At 61.7% G+C, this 18,251-nt stretch carries 19 protein-coding genes; 18 read left to right on the forward strand and 1 reads right to left on the reverse strand.

Annotation, left to right across the window (positions count from 1 at the left end; genetic code table 11):
* The 13 genes from IT350_14605 to IT350_14665 form a co-directional block, all read left to right on the forward strand.
* A partial coding sequence (locus IT350_14605) for a hypothetical protein (GenBank protein MCC6159278.1) occupies positions 1-272 on the forward strand: 272 nt, incomplete at its 5' end.
* Positions 273-314: 42 nt separating this feature from the next.
* The gene (locus tag IT350_14610; GenBank protein MCC6159279.1) at positions 315-2,468 is read left to right on the forward strand and encodes a hypothetical protein; all 2,154 of its coding nucleotides are present in this window, start codon (positions 315-317) and stop codon (positions 2,466-2,468) included.
* A 1,059-nt stretch (positions 2,469-3,527) separates the two neighbouring features.
* Positions 3,528-4,040, forward strand: coding sequence for a bacterioferritin (gene bfr, locus IT350_14615; protein ID MCC6159280.1), 513 nt, complete (start codon positions 3,528-3,530; stop codon positions 4,038-4,040).
* A gap of 125 nt (positions 4,041-4,165) precedes the next feature.
* Positions 4,166-4,531, forward strand: coding sequence for a hypothetical protein (locus IT350_14620; GenBank protein MCC6159281.1), 366 nt, complete (start codon positions 4,166-4,168; stop codon positions 4,529-4,531).
* Between the two features lie 12 nt (positions 4,532-4,543).
* Complete coding sequence (locus IT350_14625) at positions 4,544-4,780, forward strand: type II toxin-antitoxin system HicA family toxin (GenBank protein MCC6159282.1); 237 nt, start codon at positions 4,544-4,546, stop codon at positions 4,778-4,780.
* A 90-nt stretch (positions 4,781-4,870) separates the two neighbouring features.
* Positions 4,871-5,995 carry a DnaJ domain-containing protein gene (locus IT350_14630; GenBank protein ID MCC6159283.1) on the forward strand — a complete coding sequence of 375 codons (1,125 nt, stop codon included), beginning with the start codon at positions 4,871-4,873 and terminating at the stop codon, positions 5,993-5,995.
* Positions 5,982-7,907 (forward strand): ABC transporter substrate-binding protein, encoded by a 1,926-nt coding sequence (locus tag IT350_14635; protein ID MCC6159284.1) that lies wholly within the window; start codon positions 5,982-5,984, stop codon positions 7,905-7,907. The genes IT350_14630 and IT350_14635 overlap by 14 nt, the downstream gene beginning before the upstream one ends.
* A 158-nt stretch (positions 7,908-8,065) precedes the next feature.
* Positions 8,066-9,475 (forward strand): hypothetical protein, encoded by a 1,410-nt coding sequence (locus IT350_14640; GenBank protein MCC6159285.1) that lies wholly within the window; start codon positions 8,066-8,068, stop codon positions 9,473-9,475.
* Between the two features lie 2 nt (positions 9,476-9,477).
* Entirely contained in the window at positions 9,478-9,711 is a 234-nt protein-coding gene (locus IT350_14645) for a hypothetical protein (GenBank protein MCC6159286.1), read from the forward strand.
* A 12-nt stretch (positions 9,712-9,723) separates the two neighbouring features.
* Positions 9,724-11,229, forward strand: coding sequence for a B12-binding domain-containing radical SAM protein (locus tag IT350_14650; protein MCC6159287.1), 1,506 nt, complete (start codon positions 9,724-9,726; stop codon positions 11,227-11,229).
* On the forward strand, positions 11,226-11,399 hold the full coding sequence (locus IT350_14655; GenBank protein ID MCC6159288.1) for a hypothetical protein: 174 nt from the start codon (positions 11,226-11,228) through the stop codon (positions 11,397-11,399). Before IT350_14650 ends, IT350_14655 begins: the two co-directional genes overlap by 4 nt.
* Positions 11,396-12,238: a hypothetical protein gene (locus IT350_14660; GenBank protein ID MCC6159289.1), complete on the forward strand. Its 843-nt coding sequence runs from the start codon at positions 11,396-11,398 to the stop codon at positions 12,236-12,238. Before IT350_14655 ends, IT350_14660 begins: the two co-directional genes overlap by 4 nt.
* 46 nt (positions 12,239-12,284) lie before the next feature.
* Positions 12,285-13,586, forward strand: a complete 1,302-nt coding sequence (locus IT350_14665) for a hypothetical protein (GenBank protein ID MCC6159290.1) — start codon at positions 12,285-12,287, stop codon at positions 13,584-13,586.
* Between the two features lie 54 nt (positions 13,587-13,640).
* Here IT350_14665 and IT350_14670 read toward each other — a convergent pair whose 3' ends face one another.
* Entirely contained in the window at positions 13,641-14,660 is a 1,020-nt protein-coding gene (locus IT350_14670) for a prepilin-type N-terminal cleavage/methylation domain-containing protein (GenBank protein ID MCC6159291.1), read from the reverse strand.
* 314 nt (positions 14,661-14,974) lie between these two features.
* On the opposite strand from IT350_14670, the gene IT350_14675 reads away from it, so the two are divergent.
* The 5 genes from IT350_14675 to nuoE are packed head-to-tail and all read left to right on the forward strand — an operon-like array spanning position 14,975 to position 18,240.
* The gene (locus IT350_14675; GenBank protein ID MCC6159292.1) at positions 14,975-15,346 is read left to right on the forward strand and encodes an NADH-quinone oxidoreductase subunit A; all 372 of its coding nucleotides are present in this window, start codon (positions 14,975-14,977) and stop codon (positions 15,344-15,346) included.
* Positions 15,340-15,933: an NADH-quinone oxidoreductase subunit NuoB gene (nuoB, locus tag IT350_14680; GenBank protein MCC6159293.1), complete on the forward strand. Its 594-nt coding sequence runs from the start codon at positions 15,340-15,342 to the stop codon at positions 15,931-15,933. The genes IT350_14675 and nuoB overlap by 7 nt, the downstream gene beginning before the upstream one ends.
* A 28-nt stretch (positions 15,934-15,961) precedes the next feature.
* Positions 15,962-16,504, forward strand: coding sequence for an NADH-quinone oxidoreductase subunit C (locus tag IT350_14685; GenBank protein MCC6159294.1), 543 nt, complete (start codon positions 15,962-15,964; stop codon positions 16,502-16,504).
* 25 nt (positions 16,505-16,529) lie between these two features.
* The gene (locus IT350_14690) at positions 16,530-17,747 is read left to right on the forward strand and encodes an NADH-quinone oxidoreductase subunit D (protein MCC6159295.1); all 1,218 of its coding nucleotides are present in this window, start codon (positions 16,530-16,532) and stop codon (positions 17,745-17,747) included.
* A 13-nt stretch (positions 17,748-17,760) separates the two neighbouring features.
* Complete coding sequence (nuoE, locus tag IT350_14695; protein ID MCC6159296.1) at positions 17,761-18,240, forward strand: NADH-quinone oxidoreductase subunit NuoE; 480 nt, start codon at positions 17,761-17,763, stop codon at positions 18,238-18,240.
* Positions 18,241-18,251 lie beyond the last annotated feature (11 nt).

Below are 18,251 nucleotides of genomic sequence, written 5' to 3' on the forward strand. Positions count from 1 at the left end.
AGCAGGACAGCGCGCTCGTGATCCTCAAGTCGATTCCCGATCAAACGACCGGCGGACCGGACATCCCCGCGGCGGCGGAGTTGCAGATCCTGAACGCGACCCTCGCGAAAAGCGCGGCGTATTATGGTATTGTGCTGACCTCGCGGTCACTGCTCGTCGGCGCGAATCAGGTGCGGTTCAACGACGAGGCGATCAATCAGGGCAAGGACACCGTGCCGGACGGGCAGCAGATCGTTCAGATGCCAGGGGAAGCGACCGTCAAAGTGGAGTAGTCAGCGGGAGCCGAGCGATCGTCCTGACTGGAAGCACCGTCGATGAAAGCTTGCGAAGACAGTCTTTTTGCTGGAATAGCCGACGCCGCGCGAATTCAGCGTAAGTCGCCAGCGTGCGCGTGTGACACGATCACGGATGGCTACGTCGGCCTGCAATCGTCCGTCAATACAAATTATCATCAAATAGCTACGATCGGCGGCGAGAATTCGATCGACCGGAATTCGCTAATTAAGAAAGCAATTTTAGCCAGAGAATTTTACGAGCGGGATCCCGCCAAACAAAAAAGCGCATTGGTAAATGCGCTGGCCGTCGGGTTGCATGAGCCTCGAATATTTTCCAGTAATCCGTCTGCGAAAGACAAAAATAAGCAGACTCAGATTCGCGTTATAATTAATGTGCCAACATTAGAAAACGAATTGCCGGAACTGGCCGTACCATTTGAGCGGAACACATTCAAGTTGGTTGCTGAGTCCTTTCTTGCTTCAAGTGATCTGAGATTTGTTTTTGCAAGTCAACTTCGTCGACAATTGTCGGAACTTCAATGGGAAAGACTGGCGGAATTTTCGAAGAAATGGGTTCGATTCGTAAGGCAGAACGAAAAAATTCCGTTGGATGTTTTACGAAAATTTGTCTCCGCATCAGAATGGAGTCCGAAACTCAGCACGTATCCAAATGTCGAATTCAATGACCCTCCGGTCTACATGCCCGACGATTGGCCGTGCGCGTATCGCTTTCCCCAAGTTCGAAACCCCAGCTGGTACCACGGGTTCATTAGCAATACAAGCTTCGAATTTCATGGTTACTCGACGTCCCAGAGCCCAATCGGACTGATCAGGTTTGCGGCCGGCCAAAATCATCAACGAGAACTATTAGTTCCTTTACCAGGGGAATGGAATGGCACTTCGATCGGCAAATGGACGTATCCTCTCGCAACATCTGTAGCGGATTCGGGTCCAAATCACAGTTTTCTTGTGTATCCAGATGCCATCGAGGCCATGGGCGATTTGGCATTCACGTTATTCTCGTATTATCAGTTAGATACAGGTGATACCGACCAGGACTCCGAGGTTTTTCTTGGATCGGTCATCGTTTGGAACTCGGATCTTTGGCGGTGCTGCCTCGAACCCGTTCCCGTCGACTTCCAAGAGGAGTCCGCCGAGTGGAAGGGTGCGTTTTCCAACGTTATGGACAGCATTCAACTTTGCGCGGTTTTGCCTCCGCCCGACAACGTTGGCCCGGCAGTAGTCCGCATAGATCGATTTATTGTAACTTTGAACAATGCTGGCCTTCTAGGATTGTCGTCTTCATTTGCGCTTACGACGGATCTGTCAGTACCTCTACTTGATCTTTCCGACGATATCCACGATGGCCGGCTAAAGCGTCTCGAACCCATTCTCCTGCCTTCGCATGGTGCGGAAGAACGAATTCAGAGTTTTCTTGTTTTAAGAAACCGTATAGTCAGACAAGCGGTTGGGGATCTCGGCCAAGCATGGAGTCAGAAATACGGTGGCACATGGTTTTACAAAAGGAATGCCGGTTGGAATATTGGTCCGTACAACTGGTGTTCGGAATCTGGAATGTGGTTTATCAGAAAGGCGGCAAGTGCAAATACTGGTTTGGACTTCGCGACTATGGAGCGATTCTACGATGGGTTGGATATTGGTCTAAGTTATTGGGCACGTTGGTTCTTATGTCAGGGTCGCTATGCCTGCTGGCGTACGGAACAGTGGTCAAATTTGGGGAATACGATTTGGCCGGGATATTGGGTGCGTGTCAATGGTGGAACGCACGCCGTCCTATTTCTTTATTGGACCTTAATGGATGGAATTGAAAATGAGATGGATCCGGCTGATCCGGCCAATGATTTTATTTACGAGGCAAGCCGAAATAATTCTATCAATAGAACTGTAAGTCGTTTTGATCCCAAAAGAAAAATAAATCGATTTCGATCGATCGCCGGAAATCAGGGTGCTCGCGTTAATTTTTCAACGTATAATTTGATTCGTATAGATGATCTATCGGAAATCGATGCTTGGGCTTACCGTTCAACGTCGGAAAGAAATAATAACTTCGTCTTTTGGAGAAACGACGAAGACGGGCAACAGGAATTTCTCCAAGACGGTTTCGGTAATACATATACAGAAAATAAATATACCGGAGATCGACAGGCTTGCTGGGAGCTATTTAACCGATGATGACAGAAGTCAAAAATGCTCTCCTATACTAAATTAGCATTCTTTTTGATTGTCGCGCTCTTTTGCTACCCGTCTTGCGCCAGCGACTCTTCTTCACCGGAAGGCGTGAAAGAGACCCCCGGCGAATTGACGTTGAATGATGAAGACGATTCTGAAATAGTGTATCATGATGGCGAGATTGAGGCTAATTTAGAACAAATCATGATATACTCGGTCTGTCGAAAGGACATCGAATGTCTAAATCCAGCGGATAATATTGAAGATTGTTATGAATTTTATGAAGATGACTTTATTTGTTTTGATAAAGAAAAGTATTTCAGCTGCATTGTGCATGAATGCTATGATCGAACATGTTACTCTTATACTTCGTGTGACTTTCAGTGCGCGTTGGAGTTCTGTACTCCGCCAAATTAGCGGGCCGCTAAAAAAGCCCGTTTCACGCGAATTGCTTCACGAATCGGCGTGATCGAGTGTTCGGAATAGGAATTCCGGGGAATTCCGGGGAATTCCGGGAATTCCGGAATTCCGGGGACACAATACTGAAATATCCTCAGTCGATGCGCCAGGCTGAATGTTCTTGTGGGCTCGGCGGCAACGTCGCAGACGGGGCGCGCGTGCCACTTTTTTCGCGGGCCCATGCTGCGGGTGCGGAAGGGCCATTGCGGAATTCCGGGGGAATTCCGGGGACACAATACCGATCTCGGGAGTTCCGGGGACACAATACTGATCTCGGGAGTTCCGGGGACACAATACTGATCTCGGCTGCCGGTGTGGTCGGAGTCGCCCCGCTTCGGGGAGAGCCGGGGACCATCAACGCGACGGGCGACGCGGACGGCGAAGGGCTGGTCGAGATTGCGTCGTGGAAACCGGGGACACGCATCGCGAGGCGCGCAGCATGTCCCCGGCTAAGCGCTTAGGCATCGCTCGTCGAAAAAGCGGTCCCATCGCAAATGGCTTGGGCCAAATAAACGTGGACATGCGCGTCCCTTGACGGCTAGAATGCGGCGGCGTGCGCAGGGGAGCACGCGCCTTGGACTTCCCAGACAAAAGGAGCCGGCCATGAAAGGCGACGAACAGGTCATTGACGCGCTCAATCACGCGTTGCGTTCCGAGGTCACCGCGATCCTCCAGTATTTCCTGCACGCCGAGATGTGCTCCGACTGGGGTTACACCAAGCTGGCGGCGTTCGTGAAAAAGAGCTCGATCGAGGAGATGATTCACGCCGAGAAGCTGATCGAGCGGATCCTGTTTCTCGAAGGTCACCCCGCGATGGCGCCGATGGCCCCCGTGAATGTCGGACGCACCGTGCCGGAGCAGTTCAAGAACGATCTCGCGCTCGAACACGAGGCCGTGAAGACTTACAACGGCTACGTCAAGCTGTGCTCGGACAAGGGCGACAACGTGTCGCGCGACCTTTTCCTGCAGCTCGTCACCGACGAGGAGCGGCACGTCGATTTCCTCGAGACGCAGCTCTCGATGGTCGACCAACTCGGTCTGCCGAACTATCTCGTGCTCCAGTCGACCCCGGCGGGCGCCGCGGGCGCGGCCGACGCGGGCGGCGGCGGAGCGTAAGCTTTATCGGATCGGCGGTTGCCGACGGATCGCAGTTTTTCGTATCATGTCGGGGCGAGGTCGAGCGGATCGATCGGTGCGCTTGACCGCGCCAGGCGCCACTCGAACGCGGAGATGGGTTCCGAATGGCGACGAAACAATCGAAGCCGAAGCCCGATATCGATCTGACGATCAGCGTCTTGATCTACGACGAGGACGGCTATCGCGTGGCGCACGGGCTGGAAATGAATCTGAAAGGCCGCGGCGAAACGGATCGGGAAGCCTTGGCCGAACTCGTTGGACTGGTGAAGGCGCAGGTGGCGTTTGCGCTGCGTCGGAACGAGCCGGACCTGATCTATCGGCCGGCGCCGAAGACGTATTTTCGTCGATTTCGCGAGGCGCGCGAGCGGGCTCTCCGGTCGTTTCCCCGTCGGACCAAACTCGAATGGAAGAATGCCGTGTCGAGCTATCTCCCGCTCGGCGCTTCCTCTCGAAACGAACTGCGCGCATAGAATTCCCGTCGCATGTCGAGAGTCCTGAAATTCCGCGAACTCATCAGGATTCTGAAAAAGCACGATCCGCGTTTCGAGATCTGGTCCGGGCGCGGAAAAGGCAGCCATCGCATGCTCTATCACCCGGACATCGACGGTCGCGCCGAGTCGTTTCCCATTGTGTTTCACGGCGCCAACAACGATTTGAAACCTTACATCGTCAAGGACGTCATCGAACGGTTCCGCCTGCCGAAGGACCTGTTCGACTGACGGCCGCCTTCCGTGGTCGGTCGGATTGGCCGTCTTCCATTTGACAAGGCCGCGCGCCGATGATTGCGTGACGCGGATTTCGGACAGGGCATGAGCGCGCGACAGACGAAAAAGCTGCCGAACTACTACGAGGTTCTGAACGTCGGCTCCGACGCGACCGCGGCCGAGGTGAAGGATGCGTTTCACCGTCTCGCGCTCGAATTGCATCCCGACGTGAACGACGATCCGGCCGATCACGAGCGCTTCCGTCTCGCGAACGAAGCGTATCGCGTGCTCTCGGACCCCACCCAGCGTAAGACCTACGACACGATGCGGCTGCTGGATCTCGGCCTGCCGATCGGGCGGCTCAAGGAGTGGTTCGACGACCCGATCCGAATGCAGGGCGCCCTCAACAAGATCGCGACCGTGCTCGCGGTCGCCTCGGGGCTTTTTCGCCCCAAGCGCGGGCGCGACGGGCGCGACCTCACGATTCCCGCGTCGATCGGTCACGCCGATTCGTACGCGGGATGCGAGCGAGCGTTCGATTACGGCCGCGAGGCCGACTGCGACGCGTGCAAGGGGACAGGGTTCGAGTCGATCTCGACGTGCGCCCATTGCGACGGCGTCGGGCGGCTTCGCTCGGATTATTTCCCGCTCGTCGCCAAACGCTGCCCGCGCTGCGAAACCCGCGGATGGATCGGCGAGACGCGCTGCGCCGCGTGCGAGGGCAAGGGGCGCGTGACCGGCGCACACCGCGTAAAAGTGCGCATGCCCGCCGGCGTGACCGACGGATACCGGCTGCGCGTGACGGGACACGGCGAGGCGGGATCGCGCGGCGGCAAGGACGGCGATCTGATCGTGCTCGTCTCGGTCGAATCGCGGTCCGATGGACGTCGGCAGGGCAACGACTGGACGGTCGATCACGCGGTGGACTTCGCCACGGCGGCGCTGGGGGGCGTGACGCACGTGCCGCTGCCGGTGGGGACGCTGGCGCTGCGCATTCCCGCGGGATCGTGGGATGGACGTCGGCTGCGCGCCCCCGGGCGCGGGTTCCCCGACGTGCGCGGCGGCGAAGCGGGAGACGTCTTCGTCACGCTGCGCATCCGGGAGGATACACCTGGGGACGAGGCTCGGCGCGTCCTGATCGACGAATATCTGCGGACCGTGCGCAGCGAATCGACCGCTCCCGCGGGCGAGTTTCGAGGAGCGCTGGAGAGACACTTTGGAATCCGGTAAAGCCCGCCCGGCGCGGCGCACCGTCGCGTTCGTGGGGCTCGTCGCGCTCGCGTTCGCGTTGGCGGGCTGCGCGACGGTTCCCACCAAACCCTCGATGACCGACGAGCAGGTCAACGAGATTTTTCAGAAGGCCGAGGCGTATTACCGCAATCATTTTTACGACAAGGCGCTCGTGCTTTTCGTGCAGGCGTACGAGGCCGACCCCAAGGGCGGCTTCGCGGACAACGCGCTCTACAAGATCGCCGGCACGCATATGCGTCGGAGCGAACCCGAAAAGGCGGTCGTCTATTTCGCGCAGTTGCAGTCGGATTTTCCGACGAGTCCCTACGCCGAGGAGGCGCTCTACAACCTGGGCTACTGCTACTTTCAGATGGGCGACGCCCAACGCGCCTTCGACACGTACAAGCTCTACCTCGCGCGCAACTCGGCGCGGAACAAGAACCGCGCCCGCGCGTTGGCGGCGCAGTCGCTGGTGAAGCTGGGCCGCGCCGAAGAGGCGATCGGCTACTGGGCGACGGCGGCGCAGTCGGAAACGGACGCGGGACAGGTCGTCGAGATCCTGCAGCAGGTCAAGGATACGGTGGACCGCGAGATCCCCGGCGACCGGCTCGCTCAAGTGGTGGGTGACGCGCCCGAGGGCGTCGTGCGCGACTACCTGCGTTATCGGGCCGGGCAGGACGCGGCGTCGGCGGGCCGGACCGACGAGGCGCGGACGATGCTCGGGGCGATCGACTTTCGCCGCGCGAAGTACCGTTTTTATCAGCAGGCGCGCGACGCGCAGGCGGCGCTCGGCCGTGCGTCGGGATCGAAGCCGAGCGTCACGGTGGTCGCACCCGAGGGCGGCGCGCGTGACCCGAACATGCCGCGTCCGTCGTCGGACAAACTCGTCATCGGCGTGGTGCTGCCGCTCTCGGGGCCGCTGTCGATCTACGGCGATCAGGCGTTGCACGGCATCCTCGTCGGCGTGGAACGCTTCGGCGATTCTCCGGGCGTGCCGCGCATCGAGGTCGTGATCCGCGACAGCGAGGGTGACGGCGAGACGGCGGCGAGACGCGTGGCCGAGCTCGCCGCGGATTCGCGTGTCGTGGCGGTGATCGGCGCGTTGCTCGTGAAAGAGGCCGAAGCCACCGCGTCCGCGGCCGAGGAGCATGAGATCCCGCTGATTGCCCTGTCGCGCAAGGAAGATCTGCTCGCCGACAAGGCGTGGGTGGTGCGCAACGCGGTGACCTTCGCCGATCAGGCGCGCGCGCTGATCCGCTACGCGAAGACATATCAGGGCGCGGGCAGCTTCGGCGTCATGCACCCGGAAAGCGAGTTCGGCCAGGCGTTCGCCGATGCGTTCGAACAGGCGCTGGCCGAGGAAGACCTCGGGTCCGTCGTCACGACGTCGTACCCGGAGAACACGACCGACTGGCGGGCGCAGGCCCGGCGCGTGCTGGGCGCGAAACCCGACGCCCTGTTCATTCCCGACAATGCGGATCGCGTCGCCCTGCTCGCGCCGCAGCTCGTGTACTTCGGCGTCAAGGACATCACGTTGCTCGGTCCCTCGTCCTGGAATCAGGACGATCTGGCGAAAAAGGCCGGAGCGTACCTGCGTCGCGCGGCGATCGCCGACGGGTTCTTCGCCCGGGCGGCCGACGCGAACGTGCAGAACTTCGTTGGGATGTACGCCGACAAATTCGCCGAAACCCCGACGCTGCTCTCGGCGCTCGGCTACGACAGCGTTGGGCTCGTCGCGCGGGTCGCGGCGTCGGGAAGCACGGACAATCGAGCCGCGCTGCGACGCGGCTTGTCGCTCATCCACGCCTGGTCGGGCGCGACGGGCGACACATCCATCAACGCCGCCGGCGAGTGCCGCAAGTCGCTCTACATCCTGCGCGTCGGCGACGACGCGATCGAAGAGATGTACTGACCGTCGGCTCTTACCCCGTTCGCCGCGACGCGGTATGGTGAAGTCGCCGGAAAATCCTGTGTTCGTCCGCGTCGAGACCTGACGGAGTTTCGATGGATCGTCCGCCCGCCCATGCTGACAGGAGCCCTCGCGATTCGGCGCGCCTGCGCGAGCTTCGCATGCGGGCCCGGCGGATCGGGTGGCGCGCCAAGCTGGCGATCTTTTTCGGGAGCCTGCTCGTTTCGCTGGTGCTGGCCGAACTCGGCCTGCGTTTCACGTCGAAGCTGTATTTTCAGTCCGAATACGGTCTCGACGGCCCGCACGTGTACGGCGAGGAACACGCGAAGGACGTACGAACGGTGCTTTGCGTCGGCGATTCGTTCACGTGGGGCGGCGCGGGTAGCGCGGGCGAAACCTACCCCGCGTATCTCGAGAAGATTCTCAATGCGGCGGGCGGGCCGACGCGCTGGCGCGTCATCAATCGCGGGATCTGCGAGTCCAACACCTCGCGCCACCGCCAGGAGATCGAGGGCTGGCTGCGCGAGTACAAACCGGACGTGGTGGTTCTGCTCGCCGGTTCGGCCAACCGGTTCAACCCGTGGGACTACGACCTCTGGGCCGATCACAGCGCGTCGCATGCCCTGGCGAGCTGGTTCGCGCACCTGCGCGTCGTCAAGGTCGCGCGAATCCTCTATCTCAACGGATTCGGGCAGTCGTTCGCCGAGGCGATCTTTCCCGCCGCGGACCGCTTCGCATTCTGGGGGATGCAACGGGAAAAGTGGCGAAAGAACGCGGAAAATGAAGCCCCCGGGCCGCTGCGCGATTTGTGGCGCGCGGAGGCCGCCGGCCGGCGCACGGATGCGGTCGAAATCGGACGCGCGGCGATCGACCGTGGCGAAGCCGATGATGCCGTTTATGCTTCCGTCGCGTGGCTGCTGACGGAAGACGGCGACGACGAGTCCGCTGCCCGGCTCGCGGCCGAGGCGCGCGAGCGGTTTCCGAATTCCGAAGTCGTTCGAAATTTTCAGGCGGCCTATGCCGGGCGGCGGTGCGAACAACTGCTTTTGCGCCGCGGCGCGTATGACGACGGTGTCGGCGCCTGCCTCGACGCGATGGACCTCGTCCCGACCGCTTTTCCGATCTACTACGGGGTCACCAAGTATTTCGACCGCCAGAGCCGATTCACGGCGCAAATGGTGCATGATCGCCTTGTCGCCGTGGCCCGGACGAATCCGGCGGTGCTCGACTACGGCTGGTATCACGATTACCTTGCGATCTTTCGGGACAAGGAAACGTGGGAGGCCGGGGTCCGCGACTGGATGTGGGACGATTTGAACGAAATCGCCGGAATATGCGCCGGACACCATGTTTCGTTGACCGTTCTGAATTATCCTATCGACTACCCGCTGGCGAACCGAACGCTTCGGGAGTTGTCGGATCGGCATGGACTCGCGTTCGTGGATCTGTTCTCGACGTTCTCGGGCTTGTCCCCCCGGGAACGATATCTGCTCGATGACGACCACTGTACGTCCGAAGGCCATCGGGTGATGGCCGAGGCCGTGGCCGCCGCGTTGACGGGGAGGCAATGAGCATGGACGACCGGCCCGAAACCAAGCCCGATACAGCCGCGCCGACCGACGCGGACGGACGCGAGCTGCCGAAGTTCACGTCGAATCGGGATCTGCTGCTGTTCCTGTTCCTGATGATCCGGGAGAACAAGAAGTGGTGGCTGTTGCCCCTGCTCTTCGTGCTCTCGATCCTGTCGATGTTCGTCAGTCTCACCGGCAACGCGTCGATCCTTCCGGCGATCTACGCGCTTTTCTAGTCGGAGGACGGCGTGGTTCAAGCCGGTTTCGACACGCGCGCGCCAAACACCCGGGAGCGGGTGCTCCTCGTACGCACGTACGAATCGCTCAAGGGGGGCGGACCCACACCCCCGATCGGTCTGGCGTATCTCGCATCGTCGGTCGAGCGGCAATTCGGTTCGGATGTGGACGTTCGTGTCATCGACTCCGGTCTTCTCGGCGCCGACGACGCGAAGCGCGTGATCGCCGAATTCGCGCCGCGCTGGGTCGGGCTGTCGGGCATGAGCTGCGAGATCGAGCGGATGCGTTGGTTCGCCCGCGCCGCGAAGGAACTCGCCCCGGGCGCAATCGTGATCGCCGGCGGACCGCACGCCACCATCGCGTGGGAGTCGCTCCTGCGGGATCCGGACTTCGATCTCGTGTCGGTGGGCGAATCGGAACACACGATGGTCGAGGTGCTCGGGACCGGGGGCGATGAAGATCGGCTCGCGCGCATCGCCGGCCTCGCCTCGCGGCGGAACGGCGAGCTGGTCGCGCCCGCACACCGGGAGATGGAACCGGATCTCGACGAGCTACCCTTCCCGTCGTGGGGGCACGTCCCGCTGCGGGCTTACGCCGCGTTTCCCAACTGGAACGGCACCCCCCGCGAGGCCGCTTACGCGCCGATCGTGTCGTCGCGCGGATGCCCATACCACTGCTCGTTCTGCCATAGCATCTTCGGCAAACGCACCCGCCTGCGCTCGGCGCAAAATGTCTTCGACGAGATGGTCTGGCTCGCCGACGCGCACGGCATCCGCGAGTTCCACTTTCTCGACGACATCTTCAACCTCGACGTCGAACGCGCGTCGGCGCTGTGCCGCCTCATCATCGACTCGGGGCGCAAATTCTCGCTGGCGTTTCCCAACGGGCTACGCCCCGACATCATGACGAAAGACCTCGTCGGCCTGCTGCGCGCGGCGGGGACCTACCGCGTGCAATTCGGCTTCGAGAGTTTTTCGCCGCGTCTGCAAAAGGAAACGAAGAAGCACCTCGACATCGAAAAGGCGCTCGACGCGATCCGATGGACCTCGGCGTCGGGCATCATCACCGGCGCTTATTTCATGTTCGGCTTTCCGACGCAGACCCGCGCCGAGGCGCTGGACACGATCGAGAAGGCTGCGGCCTCCCCGCTCGACGTGGCATATTTTTTCAAGGCGACGCCGTATCCCGGCAGCGGATTCTTCGACGCCGTCGCGCACGACGCGTGCGACGGCGGCCCGGCGAAGAGCGCGGCGCCCGGCAGCCTCGACGAATACACCCAGCACCACTTTTTTTCGGTCGACCGCTCGTACGGATTGCTCGACGCGCGGGAGCTCAACGAGTTGATTCTGCTGGCGCAGCGTAAGTTCTATCTCAGAATCGGCAGGCTCTGGCGCGGATTTCGCAAAGCCCACAACAAACGGGCGTTCTTGTCGAATTTGCTGGCGGTGTTTGCGCTAGTGTTGCAGGGCATGATCCTGACGAGCCTGGCCGCGCCGTCCGGGAAGGAGAAGCCGTGAGACGCGTGATGGCGATCATCTACTGCTCGCTGGCGATGCTGATGCCGTGGCGCGTGCGCGTGTGGTTCGGCAGCGTGCTCGCCTATTCGTCGCAGGCGGTCTACGGATTCACGACCTGGCTGGTGCGCACGATCGTGAAGAACTTGCAGCCGAAGAAGGAATCGGCGTGAAGAAACTCGCCGTCATGTACTCGGGGGGCACGGACTCGACCGCGGCGGTGATCCGCGTCGCGCGGGACTTCGACGAGGTCCACCTGCTCACCTACAAACACCGCGGCATCACGCAGGTCGAGAACAGCCACCACAACGTTCCCAAGCTTTCCGAGCTTTTCGGCGACGACAAGTTCGTCCACCGCTATTACGACATCGACCGTCTGCTGCGCGAGGTGAGCTACTCGCGCTACGCGCACTTCGTGGGGCGTTACGGATTCTTCAACCTGGCGACCTGCGGGCTGTGCAAGTTCACGATGCACCTGCGCACGCTGCTGTACTGCCTCGACAACGGCATCACGCACATGATCGACGGCGCGAACCACAACATGTCGCACTTTCCGGCGCAGATGCGCGAGGTGATCGACGAGCTGCGGCGCATGTACGGGCGTTTCGGCGTCGAATACACGAACCCGGTGTTCGAGCTCGACTTCCCCGACAACATCGACTGGTACCACAAGATGTGCCTGCAAAACCTCGCCCGCCGGCCCAAATCGAACACGCCCAAGCCCACCGGCGAGACGGTGACGACCGGCAAAATTCTCCAGGATCACGGCTTTTTCGAGGAGGAGAACATCAAGGGCGAGAAGATCGACCGCAAGGTCCAGCCCCGCTGTTTCCAGTTCGCGCTCCTCAACGTCTTCGCGCTGTCGTACTACATTCCCAAACACGGCATGGACCGGTACAAGGAGATGCTCGCGAAATTCTTCGGCGAGAAGCGCGTGATGTTCGAGGAGGAAGTGGCGGAATACGTGAAGGACCGGCAGCGAAGCCGACTGGCGCGGCTCATCGAAGCGTGACACCCGTTCGAGGTTCGCTCCGCTCCGCGAAATCCGCCCCCGTGCGATGACTCGATCCGTCTCCATCCGCGACCGCATCGCCCGTGCGATGGTTCGTCCCGCGTTCGCGCGGGTGCTCGCCCTCGCGTTCTCGCTGGCGATCCTCGCCGCCGCCGAATTCGCCGCGCGCGCGCTCGTGCCCGTCGCCGAGCTCGACCGCGTATGGTCGATCATCGAGCGCGACTCCGCGCTCATGTGGCGAAACCGTCCGGACCTGCGCACCGAATTCGCCGGCGTGCCCGTGCGCGCTGACCGGCGGGGATTCCGCATCTCGGCCGAACGGCCCGCAGCGATTGACGACCGGCGATCGGACGCGCCGCGCATCGTCTGCCTCGGCGAGTCGCCCACGTTCGGATGGGGGGTGCGTTTCGAGGACGCGTACCCCGCGCGCGTGGAGAAGTTGCTTTCCGAGCGGCTCGGGCGCGCGGTCGAGGTCGTGAACGCGGGCATGATCGGCTACTCGTCGCATCAGGGGCGTCTGCTGCTCGAGCGCGAAATCCTCGCGCTGCGTCCCGACATCGTGAGCGTGCCCTTCGTCATCAACGACATCGACAAATACCGCTTCTACTACAACGACGGCGGCCCCGACCGTGGCGTGGTCCCAGCCCGCCGCGCGCTGACGACCGCCGAAAATCTGCTCGATCGCAGTCGGTTCTTTCAAGTCTTCACGCGCGCGTTCCGGCAGGTCGCGTATCGCGGCGAGACCGCCGACGGAAAGCCGATGGCCTTCTACCGGCCGCAGCGGCTGCGCGTCGATCTGGCGGATTATCGCGAAAACCTCGTCGCCATCGCGCGGATCTGCCGGGAGCATGCGATCACGCCCGTCTTCCTCGCGATGAAGGTAAACCTGCCGGTCGCCCCCGTCATCGCCCCCGAAGCGGCGACGGCCGCCGCCGAGCATGTGGCTGCGGCCGAGCGCGCGATCGATGAAGGCCGGACCGACGACGCGAAGCGGGAACTCGACGCCGCGGCCGGACTCGATCCGACCAATTGCGAGATCGTTTATCATCGGGCCGTGATGGCGCGGCATGCGGGCGACGCGCGCGGCGCCGAGGCGGCGTTCGCTGAAACCATGGACTGCGAAGCCGGCCGTTGCGGCCGCGACGCGCTCACCTACAACATCGAGATGGGGCGCATCGCGACCGAGGAGCAGGTGCGTTTCATCGACATCGCCGCGTCGTTCGCCGGGGCTCCCGGTGTCGAATACTTCCGCACGCTCCAGCGCGATCCCATCCATCCAAATGAGGCGGGCCACCGTCTGATCGCCGACCGGCTCGCCGAGGTGGCCGAGCGCGTGCTGGCGAAATGAAACCGGCGGCTCGCGCCGCCGGTTGATGTTCGGTCGATATGGAGACGAGCCGCGTCAGTGGTGTCCCCCCTGGCAGCCTTCGTCGTCCTTGTGCTTCGACCCGTGATTCACTTTTTCCTCGCACTGCTTCTTGGCGTGCGCGATGCAACTCGCGTAGTCGCCGTGGTTCTTCCACTTCTTGTCCGGCGGGCAGGATTTGTCGAGATCGCAGTCACCTTCGTCGTCCTTGCCCTTGTGCCCGTGGCCATCATCATCGTCGTCGTCATCGTTGTCGTGACCGCCGCCGTGATGTCCATCATCGTCGTCGTCATCGTCGGCATGGTTGCCCGGGTTTCCGTTGCCGTTGCCGTCGTCGTCGGGCGGAGTCGACGGGGAACCGTTGTCGTCCGGCGGAGCTGACGGGGAACCGTTGTCGTCCGGCGGAGCCGACGGCGAGCCATTGTCGTCGGGCGGAGCTGACGGCGAACCGTTGTCGTCCGGCGGAGTGGACGGGGACCCGTTGTCGTCCGGCGGAGCCGACGGCGAGCCATTGTCATCCGGCGGAGCGGACGGGGAGCCGTTGTCGTCGGGCGGAGACGCCGGCGAACCGTTCGACGACTGTCCCGAGCCGCAAACGCTGGAACCGACCGGATCGGCGCCCAACCCGGCCACCATCGGCGGGTTGTCGTCGAGGCCGTACACGTACGCGTAGCCGCTGATCTCCATGAGACTGCAGATCACGTAACGCTGCGGCTCGTAGCCGTCCTCGCCGACCTCGGCGAGCTTCATCGGCGCCGATCCGCCTTGTCCCGCGACGGGGACGACCGCGTAGCGACCGATCAGCGAGTCGTGGCCGTTGCGCGTGTAGACCGCGTCGATCTGTTCGATTGTTGGAGTCATCGCGGTTTCGGCGTAGTGGATCGTCGCGATGGACTGCACGTCCTTCATCTGATCCAAAACGACCGCGAGATCGGCCGCCGATCGGACCCGCAGCATGCGCGGGATCATGATGGCGGACATGATGCTGAGGATGGCGATGACAACCATCGCCTCGACGAGAGTGAAACCCGACCGTCCTTGGCGCGAGCAACGCATGGAAAACCCCCTTCATGCACCCGGAGGGGTCTTATCAACCTTCGTGCCAACCGACGGTTATTTTGAATTGCTCTGAAATATCAATAAGTTAGAAGTCGTGGCGTCCTGACGGGGCATCCGCGCGCCCTGAATTTTCCTTACGTTTTGTTATGGCCGCACCGTGAATTTCCTACTGGACGTCGATGGAGGATTTGCATGCTCGCTTTCTTGACAGTCTCACGGGGGAGTTCTAGTCTCGCCGCGCTCGTTTCCGCACGGGCGTTTTGAAATGGAATTGGGGCACTTTTCCCCTCTCCCTCCCTGGGAGTCCTTCCATGGAACAATATCTGGGCGTACTCATCGCCGCGGGCTTCGGGGTGATCCTTTTATCCACCCTCCTGCTGCTGGCGAAGTTCCTTCCTCCCGGTCCACGCAAAGGCGCGCGGACACCGCACGACGAGAGCAAGGAAGACGTTTACGAGTGCGGCGTTCCCCCGTCGGGCGGCGCGCATCGCCGATTCTCGGTCAAGTTCTTTCTGGTCGCCATGCTCTTCGTTGTCTTCGACGTCGAGGCGGTGCTGATCCTTCCGTGGGCGGTGACCTATCCCAAGCTCGGCGTGTTCGGCTTCATCGAGATGCTCGGGTTCCTCGGCGTGCTCGGCGTCGGGCTCGCCTACATCTGGAAAAAGGGAGCGCTGGAATGGTGAAGGGCGAGGACGACAACGTCACGGGCGAGCACGGCTTGGACGGCGTCGTTTACACATCCAAACTTTCGAGTTTGGTCGAAGCGCTCAAGGAGCGCACCGCGCAGGTCGCATCCTGGTCGCGCAAGAGTTCGCTTTGGCCCTACACGTTCGGCACCGCCTGCTGCGGCATCGAACTGATGGCGTACATGGCCAGTTACACCGACGCCTCGCGCTTCGGCGCCGAGGTGGTGCGTTTTTCGCCGCGCCAGTCGGACTGCATGATCGTCGCCGGAACGATCACCGACAAGCAGGCGCCGATCCTGAAAAAAATCTACGACCAGATGCTGGAACCCAAATACGTGATCTCGATGGGCGTGTGCGCCTCGTCGGGAGGATTCTACCGCGCGTATCACGTTGTGCAGGGCATCGACGAGTTCGTGCCCGTGGACGTGTACGTGGCCGGATGCCCGCCGACGCCCGAGGCGCTGCTGCACGGGCTGATCAAGTTGCAGGAGCGCATTGAGCGCGAGGGTTTCGACTTCAACACGCGCGAACGGCTCAACCGCCGTCTCGCCCAAACCGAGGCCGCGCCGAAGAACCTGGGCTGACAGCAACGGGAGACGATTGGGTGAACCGATGACCGAGGAAGCCGGACACGTGACCGAAGAAGCCGGACACATCGAACCGAAAACGATCGGAAAGCTGCGCGAGCGGTTCGCGGATCAGATCGTGGACGTGACGGTCCGCGAAGGCGATGACGCCGTGACCGTTCGTCGCGAGCGCATCGTCGAAATCTGCACCTTTCTGCGCGACGATCCCGACCTGCTCTTCAACTATTTCATCGACGTCTGCGGCGTCGACTACAGCGAGTTCGATCCCGACATGCCGCGTTACGGCGTGATCTATCACCTGTATTCGCTCGGGCACAATCACCGCATTCGCCTTCGCGTTCTGCTCGACGAGGACGACGCCAAAATCGACACCGTGACCGGTGTGTGGAAGGGCGCGAACTGGTTCGAGCGCGAGGCGTTCGACCTGTACGGCATCGAATTCACGGGGCACCCGTTCCTGCGTCGGATTCTGACGCACCACCAGTTCGTCGGCCACGCCCTGCGCAAGGATTACGATCACGGCAAACGGCAGCTTTGCACCGAGGTCTGGGACCTCGAATTCGAATGAGAGCGGCAAGCGCATGACTGCAACGATGACATCCACCGCCGCCCGGACCGCCGATCTGAAGCTCGCCACCCGAGATGAGGGCGAGACGCAGATCCTCAATTTCGGCCCCGCCCAGCCGATCATGCACGGTGCGCTTCGCCTCAAGCTCCGGCTCGACGGCGAATCGATCGTCGCGTCGCGCATGGAGATCGGCTACCTGCACCGCTGCTTCGAGAAGATGGCCGAGCAGCAGACCTGGAACACGGTCATCCCCTTCACCGACCGCCTGAACTACTGCTCCAGCGTCATGAACAACCTCGGCTGGTGCAAGGCGATCGAGGACTGGATGGGGATCGAGGTCCCCGCGCGCGCACAGGCGATTCGCGTGTTTTTCAACGAGATGCACCGGATCATGGACCACTGCGTGTGCCTGGGACCGGGCTTGGTCGACCTCGGCGCGCTCACCAACCTCTGGTATCTCTTCACGGTCCGCGAGATGGCGTACACGATGATCGAGCACGCCTGCGGCTCGCGGCTCACCACGTCGTACCTGCGCATCGGCGGCGTGGCCTTCGACCTGCACAAAACCTTCTGGAAAGAGGCCGAGGAGTTTCTGACCAAGGGTCCGAAATTCATCGACGATGTGCGCCGTCTCATCGAGCGCAACCGCATCTTCATCGAACGCACCCGCGACGTGGGCGCCGTGTCGAAGGAAGACGCCATCGCGTGGGGCTGGACGGGACCGTGCGCCCGGGCGAGCGGCGTGAACTACGACGTCCGTAAGGCGCGGCCCTATCAAGGCTACGACCAACTCGATTTCGACGTGCCGCTGGCCGAAAACGGCGACAGCTATGACCGATACTGGGTGCGTCTGGAAGAGATCACGCAGTCGTTTCGCATCATGCGCCAGGTGCTCGATCATCTGCCGGAAGGGCCGATCATCACGCACGACCGGCGCGTGGCGCTGCCGCCGAAAAAAGAGACCTACGGCAACATCGAATCGCTGATGAACCACTTCAAGCTCGTGTTCGAGGGCATTCAGGTGCCCAAGGGCGAGTGGTACTCGAGTACCGAGGCGGCGAACGGCGAGCTGGGCTTTTTCGTCGTCAGCGACGGAAGCGGTAATCCTTACCGCGTGAAGGTGCGGCCGCCGTGCTTCGCGGTGGCGCAGGCTATCGAGCACATCGCGGTGGGCCACATGGTGCCCGACCTCACGGCCATCATCGGCAGTCTGAACATCATCGCGGGCGAACTCGACCGCTAGGGAAACCGGACCCATGGACTGGACGCTGTCGGAAGCAAGCAAGCAGGCGATCGCCGAGGAGGCGACGAAATACCCCACGCGACGCTCGGCGCTGATGCCCGCGCTGCACATCGCGCAGCGGCAATTCGGTTGGCTGTCCGAGGCGGCGATCGAGGCGGTCGCGAAGGAACTGGGCGTGCCCGTGGCCGACGCCCAGGGCGTCGTCACGTTCTACACGATGTACCGCACCAAGCCGGTGGGCCGCTACCACATACAGGTCTGCCAGAATTTGAGCTGTTCGCTGATGGGCGCCGAGGGGCTCATCGGCTACCTCGAAAAGAAACTCGGTGTGAAGTGCGGCGAGACGTCGCCGGACGGCAAGTTCACGATTTCGCGGGTCGAGTGTCTTGCCGCGTGCGGAACTGCGCCGGTGATGCAGGTGAACGACACGTATTACGAAAAACTCACCCCGCAAAAGGTCGATGACCTCGTCGCCGGGTGGGCGAAAAGCTGACGGTTTACTCG

This window comes from Deltaproteobacteria bacterium, assembly GCA_020845895.1.
Taxonomy (GTDB): Bacteria; Lernaellota; Lernaellaia; order JACKCT01; family JACKCT01; genus JADLEX01.

What these genes read in the sequence shown, in the direction of transcription:
- IT350_14610 (MCC6159279.1), top strand. Translation starts at nt 315, where the DNA reads ATGAAAGCTTGCGAAGACAGTCTTTTTGCTGGAATAGCCGACGCCGCG.
- bfr (MCC6159280.1), top strand. Translation starts at nt 3,528, where the DNA reads ATGAAAGGCGACGAACAGGTCATTGACGCGCTCAATCACGCGTTGCGT.
- IT350_14620 (MCC6159281.1), top strand. Translation starts at nt 4,166, where the DNA reads ATGGCGACGAAACAATCGAAGCCGAAGCCCGATATCGATCTGACGATC.
- IT350_14625 (MCC6159282.1), top strand. Translation starts at nt 4,544, where the DNA reads ATGTCGAGAGTCCTGAAATTCCGCGAACTCATCAGGATTCTGAAAAAG.
- IT350_14630 (MCC6159283.1), top strand. Translation starts at nt 4,871, where the DNA reads ATGAGCGCGCGACAGACGAAAAAGCTGCCGAACTACTACGAGGTTCTG.
- IT350_14640 (MCC6159285.1), top strand. Translation starts at nt 8,066, where the DNA reads ATGCGGGCCCGGCGGATCGGGTGGCGCGCCAAGCTGGCGATCTTTTTC.
- IT350_14645 (MCC6159286.1), top strand. Translation starts at nt 9,478, where the DNA reads ATGGACGACCGGCCCGAAACCAAGCCCGATACAGCCGCGCCGACCGAC.
- IT350_14665 (MCC6159290.1), top strand. Translation starts at nt 12,285, where the DNA reads ATGACTCGATCCGTCTCCATCCGCGACCGCATCGCCCGTGCGATGGTT.
- IT350_14670 (MCC6159291.1), bottom strand. Translation starts at nt 14,660, where the DNA reads ATGCGTTGCTCGCGCCAAGGACGGTCGGGTTTCACTCTCGTCGAGGCG.
- IT350_14675 (MCC6159292.1), top strand. Translation starts at nt 14,975, where the DNA reads ATGGAACAATATCTGGGCGTACTCATCGCCGCGGGCTTCGGGGTGATC.
- nuoB (MCC6159293.1), top strand. Translation starts at nt 15,340, where the DNA reads ATGGTGAAGGGCGAGGACGACAACGTCACGGGCGAGCACGGCTTGGAC.
- IT350_14685 (MCC6159294.1), top strand. Translation starts at nt 15,962, where the DNA reads ATGACCGAGGAAGCCGGACACGTGACCGAAGAAGCCGGACACATCGAA.
- IT350_14690 (MCC6159295.1), top strand. Translation starts at nt 16,530, where the DNA reads ATGACATCCACCGCCGCCCGGACCGCCGATCTGAAGCTCGCCACCCGA.
- nuoE (MCC6159296.1), top strand. Translation starts at nt 17,761, where the DNA reads ATGGACTGGACGCTGTCGGAAGCAAGCAAGCAGGCGATCGCCGAGGAG.